Genomic DNA, 17,142 nt, shown 5'->3' with positions numbered 1-17,142 from the left:
TATCCGTCAATATGAGTGAATGTAACGTTTTTTCATGAAACACCCTAGCTTTACAGCATGATCCACATCCAGTTTCCGCCGCCTGACTTCAAGATCACGTCCACGAATGGACAGGAACTGATCTTCGATCCTTTCCGCAAAAAATATGTTGTGCTGACGCCGGAGGAATGGGTGCGACAGAACTTCCTGAATTACCTCGTGAAGGAGATGGATTACCCGCGCGCGTTGATGAGCATCGAGAAGGAAATGCAGCTTGGCGAGTTGCGCAAGCGTTGCGACATTGTGGTATATACCCGCGAAGCGGAGCCCTGGATGATCGTGGAGTGCAAGGAGATGGGCGTGCCGCTGAACAACCTGGTACTGGAGCAGATCGTGCGGTACCACATTGCGTTGCCGGTGCCTTACCTGGTGATCACCAACGGCAGCCATACCTGGTGCTGCAAAATGAATACGATGGAGGGGAAATGGGAGTTTGTTCCTTCCCTGCCGGGATATCCGGATGTGCAGGAGCCGGATAATTTTGAACCGACGATAGAACGGTGATCACCCGGGGCCAACCCGGGGATCATCCATAGATTATCCATGGATGATCCATAGCATATCCATGGCATACCCATAGATACAGGGGGTGCACAACTAAAAAGGCCGGTACAGCTACCGGCCTTTTCAGTGGAAATATCTGACGATCAGGGGAAAATACCCAGCTGGTCGTACGCCGCGCCTACCTTGTCGATCGCGCATACGTAAGCGGCGGTGCGCATGTCTTTGATCTTTTTATGTTCGAGGAATTTCTCGCGCACTTCGTGCAGCGCGGTGTACATGGTTTCTTCCAGGCCGGAATATACCAGGTCCACTTCGTCCGCACCGTGTGCGATGAATTTCCTTTCCTTTTCGGATACTTTCTTGCCGGTCAGCTCTTCGATCTGGCCGAGGATGTGGATGTTCATATTCTCGTCGAAGCGTTTGCCGAGGCGGCCGTAGCGCACGTGGCTGAGGTTCTTCAGCCATTCGAAGTAGGAAACGGTCACGCCGCCCGCGTTGAGGAACATGTCCGGCACCACGATCACGCCTTTCTTCGCCAGTATCTCGTCCGCTTCCGGCGTTAAGGGGCCGTTGGCGGCTTCGCCGATGATCTTTGCTTTCACTCTTGGTGCGTTCTCGCCGTCGATCACGTTTTCGAGGGCGGCCGGAACGAGGATATCGCATTCCAGTTCGAGGCCGTCGGTGTTCTTTTTGAGATTTTTGGCGCCGGGGAAACCCACGATGGAGCCGGTTTCGTTGCGATGCTTCAGCACGGCGTCGGGGTCCATGCCTTTGGGGTTGTAGATGGCGCCGTCGAATTCAATGAGGCAGATCACTTTGGCGCCTGCTTCATGGAAATATTTCGCGGCGTGGTAACCCACGTTACCCATGCCCTGCACAATGACGGTCTTGCCTTCCAGTCCGGGTTCCAGGCCCAGGCGCTTCATGTCTTCCTTCACATTGCACAGCTCGCGGAGGCCGTAAAATACGCCGAGGCCGGTGGCTTCCTTGCGGCCGCGCACCCCGCCCTGGTTGATGGGCTTGCCGGTCACGCAACCGAGGCCGTCCACTTCACCGGGACGAAGGCTCATGTACGTATCGAGTATCCAGCTCATTTCACGTTCGCCGGTGCCGTAGTCCGGCGCGGGCACGTCGATGCCGGGACCGATAAAGTTCTTTTTCACCAGTTCGGCCGTATAGCGGCGGGTGATGGCCTGTAACTGGAAGGGGGTATAGTTGCGGGGATTGATGCGGATGCCTCCCTTGGCGCCGCCGAAGGGAACGTTTACGATGGCGCATTTGTAGGTCATCAGCGCGGCGAGGGCCATCACCTCGTCCTGGTTCACTTCATCGGAAAAACGGATACCGCCTTTACAGGGCAGCTTGTGATGCGAATGCTGCACGCGGTAGGCTTCGATCACTTCGATCGTTTCCCCTACCCGCACGGGGAATTTGATACGGTATACGGCGTTACAGGCTTTGATCTGCTCCAATACCCCTTTTTCCCACTTGGTGAATGCGGCTGCTTTGTCGAAACTCTGTTCCACACTGTGGAAGAAGTTATAATGTTGTTCTTGCGCCAGCGGTTTAGCTTTAGCCATAAAAAACGGTTTAATGTATATTGTTTTGGTGTGTAAGCGAGGTTGGTATAAATGGCTGCTGCGCTATGTTATTCTTTTTCCAGCTTGCTGATGCGGCGGTCCAGTCTGACGAGGTAAAGTACGATGCAGGTAAAGATGATCGTCAGTACGCCCACTGCCACATAGATCTTGCTTTCGCTGCGGAAAAATTCATTCACAGGGCCGGTTTCCGTGTTCTGCTGGGCGGCTTCCTGGCCGAATACTGCCGTAAAAGTGAAGAACAGGCAGAGGAAGAGTAAATAACCGAGTCTTTTAGCCATGAAGGATACTTTTTAATTCGAGTCTTTTATAACGGTTCCGCAGGGTATAGATCCAGATGCCGAGCAAGGTCCAGCCGATGAAAGCCGGCCAGAGCACCATTTTGATGGTGCCGGCGGTGTCCTGCGAGCTGAAGCCGGGGCTGCTGGCGCTGCCGGGATGCAGGGATTCCACCATCCGCGGGATGATATACGTAAGCGGGATCAGTAAGGCGAATGCAAAAACGTTGAAAATGGCAGATACCCGCGCCCGTTTGTCCAGGTCCGTAAAGGACAGGCGGAGCACCAGGTAGGCCAGGTAAATGGTGAGGGCTATGGCAGTGGTCATCTGCTTGGGATCGTTCACGATGGTGCCGCCCCAGGTGTAGGTAGCCCACAACATGCCGGTGAGGAAGCCCATCACGCCGAACAGTACGCCGGTGCTGGCCGCGCTGGATGCGCGGATGTCCCTTCGGAGATCGTTAGTAGCGAGATACCATACGGAATTGACCACGGAAATTGTAAAGAGGGTATACATGCTCATCCACATAGGCAGGTGAAAGAAGATACTGCGGGCAGCCTGCTGGTTATTGCCGATGGACGGCACTTTTACACTGAAACCTCCTATGATGACATATAGCAGGATTGCTACAGCCAGGATTTTCCACCAATGTTTAGCCATTGTTCTAATTGAAATATGTGGTGGCAAACCTACAGGTTTTAATGTTAACCACAAAGGAATTTGCGGATTTTGATGTTCATGCAACAGTCCCGCCGATACTTGAAAATCCTATACTGCGGGGCGATTTTTATTAAAAAATGTATAGACTTATTCTTTCCAGAGATAGGGAAAAAGAATGAGGGCGAGGGCGATCACCAGCACGTCCATTCCCCCGAGCAGCAGGAACATGCCCGGCAGGCCGGGCTGTACCACGGGCGACAGGGCGCCCTGGGAGATGTTGGACAGCAGCATGAGAATAGGCATCACCAGCGGAAAGCCCATAATAGCCATCAGCGCCGCGTTCTGGCTGGCCTGCGCGGCAATGGCGGCCAGCATCGTAAATAAAAGGGACAGGCTGATGCCGCCCAGCAGCACGATGCCGAGGAAATACAGGGGATGAATGATGGGGTTGCCGAGGAAGAGGATGCAGCAAAGCAGGGATACCAGGCTCATGAACATCATCAGCAATACATTATATATCAGCTTTGCGGCGATGAAATAACGGGGATGTACCAACGAATAATAATACAGCAGCCGCCCGCGGCTCTCCTGCAGGAAGCTTTTGGCAACGGCATTCACGCACACGAAAAGCTGCACCACCCAGAACATGGCGTTCCATATCTTTTCTTCCGGCTCTTTCACCATCAGGTTGATCACGAACACGGTAGAAAACACATAGAGCAGGATGCCGAACAATGCATGCCGCTGGCGCCATTCCAGCAGCAGGTCTTTTTTGACGAGGGCCAATATCCGGGAAACAGGTTTCGTTTTCACGGGATCAAAGATAACATTAAGGCCATAAATCCCTTAACTTTAGCCCCTATGAAAAAAATCGTAGTAGCCAACCGCGGCGAGATCGCCCTGCGGGTAATGCGCTCCGCAAGGGAAATGGGGATTCAGACAGTAGCTGTTTTTTCGGAAGCCGACCGGCTGATGCCGTTCGTGCAGTATGCGGATGAAGCGGTCTGCATCGGTCCCGCCCCTTCCAGCCAGAGTTACCTGCTGGGTGAAAAGATCATTGCAGTGGCCAAAGAAACGGGCGCCGATGCGATCCATCCCGGCTACGGTTTCCTGAGCGAGAATGCGCGCTTCGCGCAAATGGTGGCGGACGCGGGATTGACGTTCATCGGTCCTGCCGCGGCTTCGATAGAAGTGATGGGCAGCAAGCTGGCCGCGAAGCAGGCGGCGCAGCAGTTCGGGGTGCCGATGGTGCCCGGCACGGAAACGCCGCTGCGCAGCCTGGAAGAAGCGCGCGAAGTGGTAAAGAAAACCGGTTTCCCCATTCTCATCAAAGCGTCCGCGGGCGGCGGGGGCAAAGGGATGCGGGTAGTGCAGCAGGAAAGCGAGCTGGAAGAGCAGATCCGCCTGGCGAAAAGCGAGGCGCTCAGCGCCTTCGGCGATGATGCCGTTTTCATTGAAAAATATGTGGGCGCGCCGCGCCACATCGAGATACAGATACTGGGCGACCAGTTTGGCAATTGCGTGTATCTTTTCGAACGGGAATGTTCCATACAGCGCCGCCATCAGAAACTGATAGAAGAAGCGCCGTCTTCCTGCCTCACGCCGGCCATCCGCGCGGCGATGGGAAAATGCGCGGTGGACGTTGCGCGCGCCTGCAACTATTACGGCGCGGGCACGGTGGAGTTCCTGGTGGATGAACAGCTCAACTTTTATTTCCTCGAAATGAATACCCGCCTGCAGGTGGAGCACCCCGTTACCGAGATGATCACGGGGCTTGACCTGGTGAAAGAACAGATCCGCATTGCGCGGGGCGAGAAGCTGCCGTTCACGCAGGAGTCGCTGCAGATCAATGGTCATGCTATAGAGTTGCGTATCTGCGCGGAAGACCCGGCCAATAATTTTCTGCCGGACACGGGTACGCTGCAAACGTATATTCGTCCCCAGGGATACGGGGTACGGGTGGATGACGGGTATGAGCAGGGGATGGATATTCCTATTTATTACGATCCGATGATCGCGAAGCTGATCGCCTGGGGGTCTGACCGCGAGGAGGCCCGCGAGCGGCTGATACGCGCGATCGACGAATACCAGGTGACGGGCATCCGCACTACGCTTCCATTCGGCAAGTGGGCGTTGCAGCAACAGCCGTTCATTGAAGGGAATTTCGATACGAATTTTATCAGCAAATATTTTACGCCGCAGGCGCTGGACGCAAAGGATGAAGATGCGGCCAGGGCAGCTGCGATACTGGCCTCCCAATTATGGAAGGCCGCTGCTACGGCGCCACAGGCCTTAGCGCCGGCGCAGGTGAACGGGCAGGTTTCGAAGTGGAAGAAGCGGCGGACGTTTTAGTGACGCGGATGATGGATAGAAGTGTGTAGCTTCGGAAGGAGAAAAGCGGCGAACTGTCGATAAAAGTACGTGGCCGCCCTGAGCCGGGGCCAGGAATACGCCTGTCAAATGCGGGAAACCTGAACTTTAGTCCTTACCTTTGCGGCGTTCAAATTTGTAATGAAGCAGCTGATTCTTAACATACTGAATTTCTTTTACAAGCCATTCTCCCGGCTGATGCCTTTCCAGACGTTCCGTTACCTGGCATGCGGCGGCGGCAACACGCTGCTGGACATCTTCCTGTTCTTTATCAGCTACAATTTCATCCTGAACAAACAAATGGTGCACCTGCCATTCCTTACGATCAGCCCGCATATCGCGGCAGTGCTTATGGCGTTCATCGTCAGCTTCCCGACGGGCTTCCTGCTGAACAAGTATATCGTTTTCTCCGAATCCAACCTGCGGGGAAGAGTGCAGCTGATCCGGTACTTTATGCTGGTGGGGGTTTGCCTGCTTTTCAACTATGTGTTCATGAAATTCTTCGTGGAGATCTGCCACTTCTACCCTACCATCGCCAAGATCCTTACAACCATACTGGTGGTATGCTTCAGCTATATCACCCAAAAGAAGTTCACCTTCAAGGTGAAAGTGGAGGTAGCGGAGCCGGAAAGCCCCACACTGTAATTACCGCACGTAATGATAACAATGCCTGCAACGGGGTTCGTAGATATCCTTCTCTCCTAACAGCACCATATTTTTGTCCGCGCTCTTCCGGTAGGAATGTGTAGCGATATTGCCGCATTGCACGCAGATGGCATGCAGCTTTGTGATGTAATCTGCTTTGGCGAGCAAATTGGGAATGGGGCCAAAGGGCTCTCCCTGGAAATTCATGTCCAGCCCCGCCACGATCACACGCATACCGCTGAGCGCCAATTGATCACAGACATTCGGCAGTTCCATGTCAAAAAACTGCGCTTCATCTATCGCTACCACATCAACACCCTGCCCTAACAGCAATATCTGCTGCGAGCTGTCCACGGGGGTAGACAATATCTTTGATTCGTCATGCGAAACGATGTTCTGCTCATCGTAACGCACATCCATAGCGGGTTTGAATATTTCTGCCGAGAGATTGGCGATCCGGGCGCGCTTCAGCCGCCGTATCAGTTCTTCGGTTTTGCCGGAGAACATGGAACCGCAGATCACCTCTATCCACCCTCTTCGACCTCCTGTAAGAGAAGGTTCAATAAACATATGATAGTATTTTGATTATTAATGATTAAAATAGTATAACTTAGTGCAAATAAAATAATTTATACCAGATGACGTTAACAATTAAGGCATGGAAAAGATAAGTGCATTAATTGATAAACTGCAGGAATTAAAAAATTCTGATGCAGGCTTGCAGACCATATCCTACTACACGCAGTTGCTGCAGGCGGAGATACTCCACCAGCGCAATCTGCAGCGTCAGCAGGACCTCAAGGGGCATGGGCATGTAGCCGTCATTTTACCGGCCCATACCCCGGTTCCTGTTGCAGAAAAGGCGGTTCCGCCGCAACAGGAAAAGGCGATGCAAAACGGGTATGCGCAGGACAGGGTGCCTGTGAAATCCCGCCCGCAGGAGCAGGCGGCTACGCTTTTCGATCTGCCGCAGCAAAGGCAGCAGCCGGCGCAAGCTCCACAGGAAGATACGGCAAGGGCGGAGGAACCGGTGAACAACGGTAATTATCTGCATACCAATCCCGCACAGGAATCCGCAAACAAAAATAGCTACCAGCATCCGTCAGAAGGGCCGGTGAACAGGAACAACCACCCGCATCCATCAGAGGAGCCGGCGAACAGGAACAACTACCAGCAAACACCAACGGAAACGCCTGCGAACAAAAACAACCATCCTGCAGAACAACCGGCAGGCAATCATCTTCATACAAATCCTCCGCAACCGGCAACGGAAATGCCTGTTAATAAATACAACTATCCGCAGCCAGCTCCGGAAAAGCCGGCCGACAAGCATCCCTCATCACCCGAAACCGGCATCCGCAAAGAACTCAACGAGCTGATATCCAGAAATTCCCCTTCCCTCAACGACGCATTGAGCAACAAAGGGAAAGTGGAACTGGGCGAGCGGCTCGGCGGCATGGGCGTAAAGGACCTCAAAGACGCCATCGGCATCAACGACAAATTCCAGTTCATACAGTCGCTGTTCCGCAGTGATAAAACAATGTATGACCGTTCCGTCAAGACCATCAACGAAAGCACCTCCCTTCAGGAAGCGGAGAACTGGATGGAAAGGGAACTGAAGATCAAGCTGGGATGGAACGAGAGTGACCCGCTGGTCAAGCAGTTTTACTCCCTTGTGAGGAAACGTTTCTCCTGAATATAATCCATTATTTTCCGGGTAGCGCCCTGGTGCTCCTCCACGAACTGCGTATTGATCGCTGCCGTTTGGCGGTAGTAGTGCTCATCCCGCAACGCCTCCATGTTCCGGTGTAATCCTTCCACACTGTCCACTACCAGCGCGCCTTTGCGCTCCACCAGCATTTTTGCTTCGTGGAACTGATGATAAACGGGGCCGATAATGACGGGTTTCCCGAAAGCAGCGGGCTCCAGGAGGTTATGAATGCCTGCTTTCCCGAAACCGCCGCCCACATAAGCCACCCGGCCGTAATTATAGAGAGAGGACAGCATGCCCACATTATCGATCAGCAGTACGGAATCCTTTGTGCTCTGCCCGCAAACGGAGTAGCGCACTGCATCGGGGAACAGCGCTTCCACCTGCTTCAGGCGGGCTTCGCTGATCTCGTGCGGGGCCACAACCAGCTGCCGGCCCTGCCGGCCGCTGTTATACCACCATTCCGCCAGCAGCTTTTCGTCCTCCTCCCAGGTGCTGCCGGCCACCAGCACATTGTCCGTATGCAGAAAACGCCTGACATTGGGGAACCGCACGGGGTTCGCGCGCAAGGCCCATACCCGGTCGAAGCGCGTATCCCCGGCTACTGACGCATGTTGAATGCCGATGTTTTGCAACAGTGACAGCGAGTTTTCGTCCTGCACAAAAAGATGGTCCATTCCCGTTAGCAGGCGCCGGAAAAGGCTGCCATAGCTTTTAAAGAACACCTGCTGCCGCCGGAAGATGCCGGAAATCAGCAGCACCGGGATATTGCGGGCTTCAAGCGCCGTCAGGAAATGATACCAGAATTCATATTTGATGAAGATCGCCAGCTGCGGCCGCACGATGTCCAGGAAGCGCCGCGCGTTCCCGGGTGTGTCCAGCGGCAGGTAGCACACATGGTCCGCGCCGGGGTAGTCCTTCCGTACTTCGTAGCCCGAGGGCGAAAAGAACGTCAGCAGGATGCGGTGGCGGGGGTATTGCGCCCTGATGGCCTCCAATACCGGCCTCCCCTGCTCAAACTCCCCGAGGGAAGCGGCATGTACCCATGCAACGGGCTGATCTCCCGCCATGGCCGCGGTGAGGGCCGGCCAGAGATTCCTGCGCCCTTCCACCCACAGCCCGGCTTTCCGGTTGCCGCCAATGCGGGCGGCCAGGCTCACCGCCCCTTTGTACAGCCGGATCCCGGTATTATAAAATAAAATCGATAAACCCACAGAATTGGTACTTAACTCAATAAATAGAATACCTTACAAAGATAGTCCCGCTGCCTATCTCAATTTTTGTAAATTTGCGGACTCTAAAATAAAAGATATCCTCGATGGTTCCTATTCAGATGGTGGATCTCAAACGCCAGTACAGTAAAATCAAACCGCAGGTAGACGCAGCGATCCAGGAAGTGCTGGAAAGCGCCGCTTTCATTAATGGCGCTCCCGTGCAGCAATTCTCGCAGGAGCTGGGCCAATACCTCGGCACAAAGCATGTGATCCCCTGTGCGAATGGCACCGACGCGCTGCAGATAGCCATGATGGCCCTGGGCCTGGAACCCGGCGACGAGGTGATCACCCCTTCGTTTACCTTCATCGCCACGGCGGAAGTGATCGCCCTGCTGCGCCTGAAGCCCGTTTTCGTGGATATTGATCCCAAAACCTACTGCATAGACCCGGTTGCCATTGAAAAGGCCATCACGCCGAAGACGAAGGCCATCGTGCCGGTGCACCTCTACGGTCACAGCGCGGACATGGAGGCCATCATGGAGGTCGCCCGCAAACATAACCTGTATGTGATAGAAGATAACGCGCAGGCCATCGGCAGCGACTATACGACCAAAGCCGGCGTCACCAAAAAAGCAGGCACTTTCGGGCATATCGGCTGCACCTCCTTCTTCCCCTCCAAGAACCTCGGTTGCTATGGGGACGGCGGCGCGCTCTTCACAGACGACGACGCGCTGGCGGCAAAGATCAGGATGGTGGCCAACCACGGCCAGTCCCAACGCTATTATCACGATGAAGTGGGCGTCAACAGCCGGCTGGATACCCTCCAGGCCGTAGTCCTCCGCATCAAACTGCAACTCCTCGATCAATACATCGCAGCGCGCCGCGCAGCCGCCGCAACCTACGATCAGGGCTTCGCAGGCATTCCGCAGATCATCACACCTTACCAGGCCCCGAACCAGGTGCATGTGTTCCATCAATATACACTGCAGCTGGAAGGAGCCGACCGCAATAAATTACAGGCGTACCTGCAGGAAAAACAGGTGCCCGCCATGATCTATTATCCCGTACCGGCCCATCGTCAGAAAATGTTCGCAGGCATGACCGATCTCAACCAGCATCTGCCCGTGACCGACAGCCTCACCGGCAAAGTAATATCCCTGCCGATACACACGGAAATGGATCCCGACCAGTTACATCACATCATAGAATCAGTTAAATCATTTTTAAACTAAGCCCCGCATGAAAATTACCGTAGTAGGAACCGGCTACGTTGGACTCGTTACCGGGACCTGTTTCGCAGAAACAGGCAATGATGTTACTTGCGTAGACATTGATGTCAACAAAGTCAGCAAGCTTTCCGCAGGCCAGATCACCATTTATGAGCCTGGCCTCGAGAAATTATTCGAACGCAACCTGAAAGAAGAGCGTTTGCACTTTACCACCAACCTCGCAGAAGGCATCCAGGACGCACAGGTGATCTTCCTGGCCCTTCCCACGCCGCCGGGGGAAGACGGCTCCGCCGATCTTTCCTACATCCTCAAAGTAGCAGACCAGTTAGGCGTGCTGCTGAAAGATTACAAAGTGATCGTTGACAAAAGCACGGTGCCGGTAGGTACGGCAGACAAAGTGCATGCCGCCATCGCTAAAAACGCCAAAGTGGAATTTGACGTGGTGTCCAACCCCGAATTCCTGCGCGAAGGCGTGGCCGTGGAAGACTTTATGAAGCCGGACCGCGTAGTGATCGGCACCTCTTCTGAAAGGGCGCGCAAAGTAATGGGCGACCTGTATGCGCCCTTCGTGCGCCAGGGCAACCCGATCATCTACATGGATGAAAAATCCGCCGAGCTGACCAAATACGCCGCCAACTCCTTCCTCGCCACCAAGATCTCCTTCATGAACGAGATCGCCATTCTTTGCGAGAAGCTGGGCGCGGACGTGGACATGGTGCGCAGAGGCATCGGCAGCGACGACCGCATCGGCAAACGCTTCCTCTTCCCCGGCATCGGCTACGGCGGCAGCTGCTTCCCGAAAGATGTACAGGCGCTCGTGAAATCATCACAGGAAGTGCAATATGCGTTTCGTATACTCGATGCCGTAATGGACGTGAACGAAAAACAGAAATTGTTCCTCCTGCCGAAGATCAGCAATTATTATAAAGGCAACCTCAAAGGCAAACACTTCGCCTTGTGGGGCCTTGCCTTCAAGCCTAATACAGACGACATCCGCGAAGCGCCCGCTTTATACATCATCGATGCGCTCGTGAAGGAAGGCGCCACCGTTTCCGTATTTGACCCGGAAGCCATGCCTAACGTAAAAGGCGTGATCGGCGAAAAAGTTACGTATGCCGACAACCAGTACACCGCGCTGGAAAACGCGGATGCGCTGATCATCGCAACAGAATGGAGCGTGTTCCGTACGCCGGACTTTGACAAGATCACCAGCAGCCTGAAGGAAAAGGTCGTGTTCGACGGCCGCAACCTTTTTGACGTGCCGCGCATGCAGGAACTCGGTTTCTTCTATGAAAGCGTAGGCCGCAAACCATCAACAATATAATTCCCATGCAGACTATGAACAATAAACGTGTATTGATCACCGGTGCCGCCGGCTTCCTCGGCTCACACCTTTGTGACCGTTTTATCAAAGAAGGATATGATGTAGTGGGAATGGACAACCTGCTCACCGGTAATATCAAGAACATCGAGCATCTTTTTCCGCTCAAAAATTTCGAATACTATCATCATGATGTAACGAAATTCGTGCATGTTCCCGGCAACCTGGATTACATCCTGCACTTCGCTTCACCGGCCAGTCCGATCGACTACCTGAAAATGCCGATCCAGACGCTGAAAGTAGGCTCCCTGGGCACCCACAACCTCCTGGGCCTCGCCAAGGAAAAGAAAGCGCGCATCCTCGTGGCCTCCACTTCCGAAGTGTATGGCGATCCGAACATCCACCCGCAACCGGAAGAATACTGGGGCAACGTGAACCCCGTTGGCCCCCGCGGCGTGTACGACGAAGCCAAACGTTTCATGGAATCCATTACGATGGCCTACCATAATTTCCACGGCGTAGATACCCGCATCATCCGCATATTCAATACCTACGGCCCGCGCATGCGCCTCGATGACGGCCGCGCATTGCCCGCATTCATGAGCCAGGCGCTCACCGGGCAGGACCTCACCGTGTTCGGCGACGGCTCCCAGACGCGCTCTTTCTGTTATGTGGACGACCTCGTGGAAGGCATTTACCGCCTGCTGCTCAGCGATTACCACCTGCCGGTGAACATCGGCAACCCCGCGGAGATCACCCTCCTGCAATTCGCGGAAGAGATCATCGCGCTGACCGGCACCAAACAGAAGATCGTTTTCCATCCCCTCCCGAAAGACGATCCGAAACAACGCAAGCCGGACATCACCAAAGCAAAGCAGCTGCTCGGATGGGAACCGAAAGTGGACAGAAAAGAAGGGCTGAAGATCACGTACGAATACTTCAGGCAGGCCCTGGGCAAATAATTACCGCTATAAAGAGGTCCCGCCCCGGCGGGATTTCTTTTTTATTAGTTTTGCAAGCTGGAAATGAGCAGTTTGAAAACGCAAACATCTGAAAATCAAATGCATTCATGAAAAAAACACTCCTGATCACTGGCGGCGCCGGTTTCATCGGCTCACATGTAGTGCGGCTTTTTGTGAACAAATACCCCGATTATACCATTGTCAATGGCGACGCACTCACGTACGCGGGTAACCTCGAAAATCTCCTGGACGTAAAAGACCTGCCTAACTATGTATTCGAAAAAGTAGACATCACCGATGAAAAAGCGGTGGAGGCCCTTTTTGAAAAATATCATTTCGATGGTGTGGTACACCTCGCCGCGGAAAGCCATGTAGACCGCTCTATCCTGGACCCGCTGGCATTTATCCGCACCAACGTGCTTGGCACCGCCGTGCTGCTGAACGCCGCCCGTAAATACTGGAAAGACGATATGGAAGGAAAACGCTTCTATCATGTGTCTACCGACGAAGTATACGGCTCATTGGGAGAAGATGGCCTGTTCACGGAAGAAACGGCCTACGATCCCCGTTCCCCTTATTCCGCATCCAAAGCCAGCTCCGACCATTTTGTAAGGGCTTACTATCATACCTATCATCTGCCCGTGGTGCTGAGCAACTGCTCCAACAACTACGGCTCCCATCACTTCCCCGAAAAGCTCATCCCGCTGGCCATCCACAACATCAAAAACAACAAGCCGGTGCCGGTATACGGTAAAGGGGAGAATGTGCGCGACTGGCTGTTCGTGGAAGATCATGCGCGGGCGATCGACACCATCTTCCATCAGGGTCGCACGGGTGAAACCTATAATATCGGCGGTTTCAATGAATGGAAGAACATCGATCTGATCCATCTTCTCTGTAAAGTGATGGATGAAAAACTGGGTCGCGCGCCCGGCACCTCCGCGAAGCTGATCACTTTCGTAAAAGACCGCGCCGGCCACGACCTGCGCTACGCGATCGATGCCACCAAACTGAACAAGGAACTCGGCTGGTCTCCCAGCCTGCAGTTTGAAGAGGGACTGGAAAAGACGGTGGACTGGTACCTCGCCAACGAAGAATGGCTGCAGCACGTGACCAGCGGCGCATACCAGCAATATTACCAAACACAGTACCAACAGCGATAAACGAACAGCATGCCATTTATTGAAACAGGGATACCCGACCTGCTGATCTACGAGCCGAAAGTGCATGGCGACAGCAGGGGATATTTTTTTGAAAGCTACAACGCCAACACCTTCCGCGAAGAAGGCATCGACCTGGTATTTGTGCAGGACAACCAGGCCCGCTCTACCTATGGCGTGCTGCGCGGCCTCCACTTCCAGCAGGCGCCTTATGCGCAGACGAAACTGATCCGCGCCCTCGAAGGAAGTATCCTGGACGTGGTGGTAGACCTGCGCACGGGCTCTCCCGCCTACGGAAAAGTATATACGATCGAGTTGTCCGCCGCCAACAAGCGCCAGCTGCTGGTGCCGCAAGGCTTTGCCCACGGGTATTCCGTGCTGAGCGAAACGGCGGAGGTCATGTACAAATGCGATAATTTCTATCATAAGGCGAGCGAAGGCGGCATCATTTACAATGATCCGGCTTTGCAGATCGACTGGGGGATTCCCCTGGCGGACGCCATTATTTCGGAAAAAGACCTGCAGCTGCCCGTGCTGGCGGATTGCAGGCATAACTTTGTTTACAGGCAATAAAGGATTTATGAAAAATATTCTCGTTACGGGCGCAAACGGACAGTTAGGTCAGGCTATCACGGCCATGGCAGCGCAATATCCCGATTTCCGGTTTTTTTATACCGATAAGGATACACTGGATATTACGAGCCCCGAAGCAGTAGACGCTTACTTTTCCGGGCAGACCATCGACGCGGTTATTAACTGCGCCGCCTATACGGCGGTAGACAAGGCTGAAACGGACGAAGAGGCCGCTTTCCTGCTGAACTTCCAGGCGCCGCTGATCCTGGCGGAGGCCGCCGCGAAACATAACAGCGCCTTCATCCACATTTCCACGGATTACGTTTTCGACGGCCGCCATTACCGCCCGTATACCGAGCAAAATGAAACCTCTCCCCAGAGTATTTACGGCGCCTCCAAGCTGCGCGGCGAGGCGGCGGTGTTGGGGTACCATCCCAATGCCATCATTATCCGCACGTCCTGGCTGTACTCCCGCTACGGGGTGAACTTCGTGCTGCGCATGCAGGAGCTGATGAAAGAAAAGGAAAGCCTGAACGTGGTATACGACCAGGTGGGTACGCCTACCTATGCGCCGGACCTGGCGGCGGCGATCCTCGCCATTCTGCAGCACCCGGAACCGGCGGGCGGCATTTACCACTACAGCAATGAAGGGGTGGCCAGCTGGTACGACTTCGCCATCGCGATAAAGGGGCTTACGGGCGCTTCCTGCGGGATATCTCCCGTTACGTCGGACGCCTATCCCACCGCGGCCAAACGTCCCGCTTACAGCGTTCTAAACAAGGAAAAGATAAAATCGGTTTTCGGGATCACGATCCCTTACTGGAAAGACAGCCTGGCGGTGTGCCTGGGGAAATAAAGTACCCTTCGTTGCCGGCGGGGTTCCTATTGCTCGCCGGTATTGCATGCAGGCACGCCGGGTTGTTAGCCGGCGTAATGTGCGTTACCGCCCTGTTTCCCCCACGATTCGCCCGTCCTTCATCACCAGCTGCCGGTCGCTGAGGGTAGCCAGCTCTTCGTTATGGGTCACGATAATGAAAGTCTGCTCAAACTGGTCGCGGAGGCTCAGGAACAGCTGGTGCAGCTCCCGGGCGTTATGGGAATCCAGGTTACCGGTAGGCTCGTCCGCCATGATCACCGCGGGATTGTTGATCAGCGCCCTCGCCACGGCCACGCGCTGCTGCTCCCCGCCGGACAGTTCATTCGGGCGATGGTCCAGCCGGTCTTTCAGTCCCAGGGTTTCCAGCAAAAAGACGGCCCGCTCCTTTACCGCATTTTTACGCGCGCCGGCGATAAAACCGGGGATACACACATTCTCCAGGGCGCTGAACTCCGGCAGCAAATGATGGAACTGGAAAATGAAACCGATATGCCGGTTGCGGAAATCCGCCAGCTTTTTACCCTGTAACCCTTTGGTTAACACATCGTTGATCCGTATCTCCCCGCCGGTGGGACTGTCCAGCGTGCCCAGGATGTGCAGCAGGGTGCTTTTGCCCGCGCCGGAGGACCCTACGATGGTCACGATCTCCCCTTTACTGACAGAAATGTCCACTCCCTTCAGCACCTCGAGGTTGGAATAATTTTTGGTAACATTGCGAGCAATCAACATATCCGGATAAACAATTGAGCCATTAAAATAGTAATAGTTGTTTATTTCAAATTAAATAATACTTTTGCGAAAATTTGGAAAAGTAAAAATTATATACGATGTACTGGACCTTAGAATTAGCTTCGTACCTGGAGGATGCTCCATGGCCTGCGACAAAAGACGAACTTATTGACTATGCCATCCGTTCCGGTGCACCCATCGAAGTTATCGAAAACTTACAGGAACTGGAGGATGAAGGGGAAATTTACGAAGGGATAGAGGATATCTGGTCTGACTACCCGTCTCAGGACGACTTCTTTTTTAACGAAGACGAATATTGATTTATCCCCTTTGCCGTAGTGTGCAGAAAAAATTAAACCGTCATGGTAAGTAAATTCCCATGACGGTTTTTTTATTGGTAGATGTTGATCTTATTCTTTTTCCATCTGTTCCATCACCGGGTAGGAAATGCCGGTGAAAGAAAATCCTCCGTCGTGGAAGAGGTTCTGCATGGTCACCATCCGGGTGTAGTCGGAGAAGAGGGTCACGGTGTAGTCCGCGCACTGGTCTGCCGTGGCATTGCCCAGGGGGCTCATTTTCTCGGCGTAGCTGATGAAGCCGTTGAAGCCTTTCACGCCGCTGCCGGCGGTGGTGCGGGTGGGTGACTGGGAAATGGTATTGATGCGCACCTTGTTTTTGATGCCATAGTGGTAGCCAAAGCTGCGGGAGATGGATTCCAGCAGGGATTTGGCGTCCGCCATGTCGCTGTAGTCCGGGAATATCCTTTGCGCGGCGATGTAGGTCAGCGCCACCACGGAGCCCCATTCATTCAGCGCATCCAGTTTATAAGCGGTTTGCAGCACGCGGTGCAGGGAAAGCGCAGACACGTCCAGCCCTTTGTGAAAGAAATCGTAATCGAGGTCAGTATAAGGTTTTCCTTTACGAACGTTTACGCTCATACCGATAGAATGCAGTATGAAGTCGATCTTGCCACCGAAATGCTCCATCGCTTTGGTGAACAGGTTATTCAGGTCTTCCAGGCTGGTGGCATCGGCGGGTATTACCGGGGCATTGCAGGCAGCGGCCAGTTTGTTGATCTCGCCCATGCGCATGGCGATCGGGGCGTTGGTCAACACGATCTCGGCGCCTTCCTGTACGCAGCGCTCGGCTGTTTTCCAGGCGATGGAATTTTCATCCAGCGCGCCAAAGATGATCCCTTTCTTCCCTTGTAATAAGTTATGAGCCATTGATAAAAATTTGGGCAAATTTAGCAGTTAAAGTCGAAAATTGAA

General features: G+C 53.9%; 19 protein-coding genes. 11 read left to right on the top strand and 8 right to left on the bottom strand.

Going from position 1 to position 17,142, the window contains the following annotated elements:
• The first annotated feature begins 57 nt into the window (after window positions 1-57).
• Window positions 58-543, top strand: coding sequence for a type I restriction enzyme HsdR N-terminal domain-containing protein (locus CCY01nite_RS11915; protein ID WP_146861524.1), 486 nt, complete (start codon window positions 58-60; stop codon window positions 541-543).
• A gap of 143 nt (window positions 544-686) precedes the next feature.
• On the opposite strand, the gene CCY01nite_RS11910 is transcribed toward CCY01nite_RS11915, so the two are convergent.
• The 4 genes from CCY01nite_RS11910 to CCY01nite_RS11895 form a co-directional block, all read right to left on the bottom strand.
• Complete coding sequence (locus tag CCY01nite_RS11910) at window positions 687-2,123, bottom strand: Glu/Leu/Phe/Val family dehydrogenase (protein WP_146861519.1); 1,437 nt, start codon at window positions 2,121-2,123, stop codon at window positions 687-689.
• A 68-nt stretch (window positions 2,124-2,191) separates the two neighbouring features.
• Entirely contained in the window at window positions 2,192-2,422 is a 231-nt protein-coding gene (locus CCY01nite_RS11905; RefSeq protein ID WP_146861516.1) for a CcmD family protein, read from the bottom strand.
• Window positions 2,415-3,080: a cytochrome c biogenesis protein CcsA gene (ccsA, locus tag CCY01nite_RS11900; protein WP_146861513.1), complete on the bottom strand. Its 666-nt coding sequence runs from the start codon at window positions 3,078-3,080 to the stop codon at window positions 2,415-2,417. The genes CCY01nite_RS11905 and ccsA overlap by 8 nt, the downstream gene beginning before the upstream one ends.
• A gap of 147 nt (window positions 3,081-3,227) precedes the next feature.
• Complete coding sequence (locus CCY01nite_RS11895; RefSeq protein ID WP_146861510.1) at window positions 3,228-3,893, bottom strand: heme exporter protein CcmB; 666 nt, start codon at window positions 3,891-3,893, stop codon at window positions 3,228-3,230.
• Between the two features lie 48 nt (window positions 3,894-3,941).
• Between CCY01nite_RS11895 and accC the strand changes: the two genes are divergently transcribed.
• Both accC and CCY01nite_RS11885 read left to right on the top strand, forming a co-directional pair.
• Window positions 3,942-5,432: an acetyl-CoA carboxylase biotin carboxylase subunit gene (gene accC, locus CCY01nite_RS11890; RefSeq protein WP_146861507.1), complete on the top strand. Its 1,491-nt coding sequence runs from the start codon at window positions 3,942-3,944 to the stop codon at window positions 5,430-5,432.
• Window positions 5,433-5,591: 159 nt separating this feature from the next.
• The gene (locus tag CCY01nite_RS11885; RefSeq protein ID WP_146861503.1) at window positions 5,592-6,095 is read left to right on the top strand and encodes a GtrA family protein; all 504 of its coding nucleotides are present in this window, start codon (window positions 5,592-5,594) and stop codon (window positions 6,093-6,095) included.
• Here CCY01nite_RS11885 and CCY01nite_RS11880 read toward each other — a convergent pair whose 3' ends face one another.
• Window positions 6,096-6,665, bottom strand: coding sequence for a thymidine kinase (locus CCY01nite_RS11880; RefSeq protein ID WP_146861500.1), 570 nt, complete (start codon window positions 6,663-6,665; stop codon window positions 6,096-6,098).
• An 88-nt stretch (window positions 6,666-6,753) separates the two neighbouring features.
• Between CCY01nite_RS11880 and CCY01nite_RS11875 the strand changes: the two genes are divergently transcribed.
• Complete coding sequence (locus CCY01nite_RS11875) at window positions 6,754-7,791, top strand: DUF8457 domain-containing protein (RefSeq protein ID WP_146861497.1); 1,038 nt, start codon at window positions 6,754-6,756, stop codon at window positions 7,789-7,791.
• Here CCY01nite_RS11875 and CCY01nite_RS11870 read toward each other — a convergent pair.
• Window positions 7,761-9,020, bottom strand: a complete 1,260-nt coding sequence (locus CCY01nite_RS11870) for a 3-deoxy-D-manno-octulosonic acid transferase (protein ID WP_146861494.1) — start codon at window positions 9,018-9,020, stop codon at window positions 7,761-7,763. The two genes, CCY01nite_RS11875 and CCY01nite_RS11870, sit on opposite strands and share 31 nt — an antisense overlap.
• A 104-nt stretch (window positions 9,021-9,124) precedes the next feature.
• Between CCY01nite_RS11870 and CCY01nite_RS11865 the strand changes: the two genes are divergently transcribed.
• The 6 genes from CCY01nite_RS11865 to rfbD all read left to right on the top strand — a co-directional run bounded on the left by CCY01nite_RS11865 (window position 9,125) and on the right by rfbD (window position 15,121).
• Entirely contained in the window at window positions 9,125-10,252 is a 1,128-nt protein-coding gene (locus CCY01nite_RS11865) for a DegT/DnrJ/EryC1/StrS family aminotransferase (RefSeq protein WP_146861491.1), read from the top strand.
• Window positions 10,253-10,259: 7 nt separating this feature from the next.
• The gene (locus tag CCY01nite_RS11860; protein WP_146861488.1) at window positions 10,260-11,573 is read left to right on the top strand and encodes a UDP-glucose dehydrogenase family protein; all 1,314 of its coding nucleotides are present in this window, start codon (window positions 10,260-10,262) and stop codon (window positions 11,571-11,573) included.
• A 14-nt stretch (window positions 11,574-11,587) separates the two neighbouring features.
• A complete protein-coding gene (locus CCY01nite_RS11855; protein WP_146861485.1) occupies window positions 11,588-12,532 on the top strand; it encodes a UDP-glucuronic acid decarboxylase family protein in 945 nt (314 codons plus the stop codon).
• Window positions 12,533-12,639: 107 nt separating this feature from the next.
• Window positions 12,640-13,695 carry a dTDP-glucose 4,6-dehydratase gene (gene rfbB, locus CCY01nite_RS11850; RefSeq protein ID WP_146861482.1) on the top strand — a complete coding sequence of 352 codons (1,056 nt, stop codon included), beginning with the start codon at window positions 12,640-12,642 and terminating at the stop codon, window positions 13,693-13,695.
• A 9-nt stretch (window positions 13,696-13,704) separates the two neighbouring features.
• The gene (gene rfbC / locus CCY01nite_RS11845) at window positions 13,705-14,265 is read left to right on the top strand and encodes a dTDP-4-dehydrorhamnose 3,5-epimerase (RefSeq protein WP_146861479.1); all 561 of its coding nucleotides are present in this window, start codon (window positions 13,705-13,707) and stop codon (window positions 14,263-14,265) included.
• 7 nt (window positions 14,266-14,272) lie between these two features.
• Window positions 14,273-15,121 carry a dTDP-4-dehydrorhamnose reductase gene (gene rfbD / locus CCY01nite_RS11840; protein ID WP_146861476.1) on the top strand — a complete coding sequence of 283 codons (849 nt, stop codon included), beginning with the start codon at window positions 14,273-14,275 and terminating at the stop codon, window positions 15,119-15,121.
• Window positions 15,122-15,205: 84 nt separating this feature from the next.
• Here the strand turns inward: rfbD and CCY01nite_RS11835 are convergent, their stop codons facing one another.
• The gene (locus tag CCY01nite_RS11835) at window positions 15,206-15,871 is read right to left on the bottom strand and encodes an ABC transporter ATP-binding protein (protein ID WP_146861473.1); all 666 of its coding nucleotides are present in this window, start codon (window positions 15,869-15,871) and stop codon (window positions 15,206-15,208) included.
• A gap of 98 nt (window positions 15,872-15,969) precedes the next feature.
• Between CCY01nite_RS11835 and CCY01nite_RS11830 the strand changes: the two genes are divergently transcribed.
• Entirely contained in the window at window positions 15,970-16,191 is a 222-nt protein-coding gene (locus CCY01nite_RS11830; protein WP_012794455.1) for a DUF2795 domain-containing protein, read from the top strand.
• A 90-nt stretch (window positions 16,192-16,281) separates the two neighbouring features.
• Here CCY01nite_RS11830 and CCY01nite_RS11825 read toward each other — a convergent pair whose 3' ends face one another.
• Window positions 16,282-17,097, bottom strand: a complete 816-nt coding sequence (locus tag CCY01nite_RS11825; protein ID WP_146861470.1) for an enoyl-ACP reductase FabI — start codon at window positions 17,095-17,097, stop codon at window positions 16,282-16,284.
• Window positions 17,098-17,142: the final 45 nt, after the last annotated feature.

It is taken from the genome of Chitinophaga cymbidii, assembly GCF_007992715.1.
In the GTDB taxonomy this organism is placed as follows: domain Bacteria; phylum Bacteroidota; class Bacteroidia; order Chitinophagales; family Chitinophagaceae; genus Chitinophaga; species Chitinophaga cymbidii.
The sequence above is the reverse complement of the archived record's forward strand: the minus strand, read 5'-3'. Positions and strand labels throughout refer to the sequence as shown.

Bases quoted from the DNA above. Each gene is read 5' to 3' on its own strand.
- CCY01nite_RS11910 (WP_146861519.1), bottom strand. From the start codon at position 2,123: ATGGCTAAAGCTAAACCGCTGGCGCAAGAACAACATTATAACTTCTTC.
- CCY01nite_RS11875 (WP_146861497.1), top strand. From the start codon at position 6,754: ATGGAAAAGATAAGTGCATTAATTGATAAACTGCAGGAATTAAAAAAT.
- rfbC (WP_146861479.1), top strand. From the start codon at position 13,705: ATGCCATTTATTGAAACAGGGATACCCGACCTGCTGATCTACGAGCCG.
- CCY01nite_RS11835 (WP_146861473.1), bottom strand. From the start codon at position 15,871: ATGTTGATTGCTCGCAATGTTACCAAAAATTATTCCAACCTCGAGGTG.
- accC (WP_146861507.1), top strand. From the start codon at position 3,942: ATGAAAAAAATCGTAGTAGCCAACCGCGGCGAGATCGCCCTGCGGGTA.
- CCY01nite_RS11905 (WP_146861516.1), bottom strand. From the start codon at position 2,422: ATGGCTAAAAGACTCGGTTATTTACTCTTCCTCTGCCTGTTCTTCACT.
- rfbD (WP_146861476.1), top strand. From the start codon at position 14,273: ATGAAAAATATTCTCGTTACGGGCGCAAACGGACAGTTAGGTCAGGCT.
- CCY01nite_RS11865 (WP_146861491.1), top strand. From the start codon at position 9,125: ATGGTTCCTATTCAGATGGTGGATCTCAAACGCCAGTACAGTAAAATC.
- CCY01nite_RS11825 (WP_146861470.1), bottom strand. From the start codon at position 17,097: ATGGCTCATAACTTATTACAAGGGAAGAAAGGGATCATCTTTGGCGCG.
- CCY01nite_RS11830 (WP_012794455.1), top strand. From the start codon at position 15,970: ATGTACTGGACCTTAGAATTAGCTTCGTACCTGGAGGATGCTCCATGG.
- CCY01nite_RS11855 (WP_146861485.1), top strand. From the start codon at position 11,588: ATGAACAATAAACGTGTATTGATCACCGGTGCCGCCGGCTTCCTCGGC.
- ccsA (WP_146861513.1), bottom strand. From the start codon at position 3,080: ATGGCTAAACATTGGTGGAAAATCCTGGCTGTAGCAATCCTGCTATAT.
- CCY01nite_RS11880 (WP_146861500.1), bottom strand. From the start codon at position 6,665: ATGTTTATTGAACCTTCTCTTACAGGAGGTCGAAGAGGGTGGATAGAG.
- CCY01nite_RS11915 (WP_146861524.1), top strand. From the start codon at position 58: ATGATCCACATCCAGTTTCCGCCGCCTGACTTCAAGATCACGTCCACG.
- CCY01nite_RS11860 (WP_146861488.1), top strand. From the start codon at position 10,260: ATGAAAATTACCGTAGTAGGAACCGGCTACGTTGGACTCGTTACCGGG.
- CCY01nite_RS11885 (WP_146861503.1), top strand. From the start codon at position 5,592: ATGAAGCAGCTGATTCTTAACATACTGAATTTCTTTTACAAGCCATTC.
- rfbB (WP_146861482.1), top strand. From the start codon at position 12,640: ATGAAAAAAACACTCCTGATCACTGGCGGCGCCGGTTTCATCGGCTCA.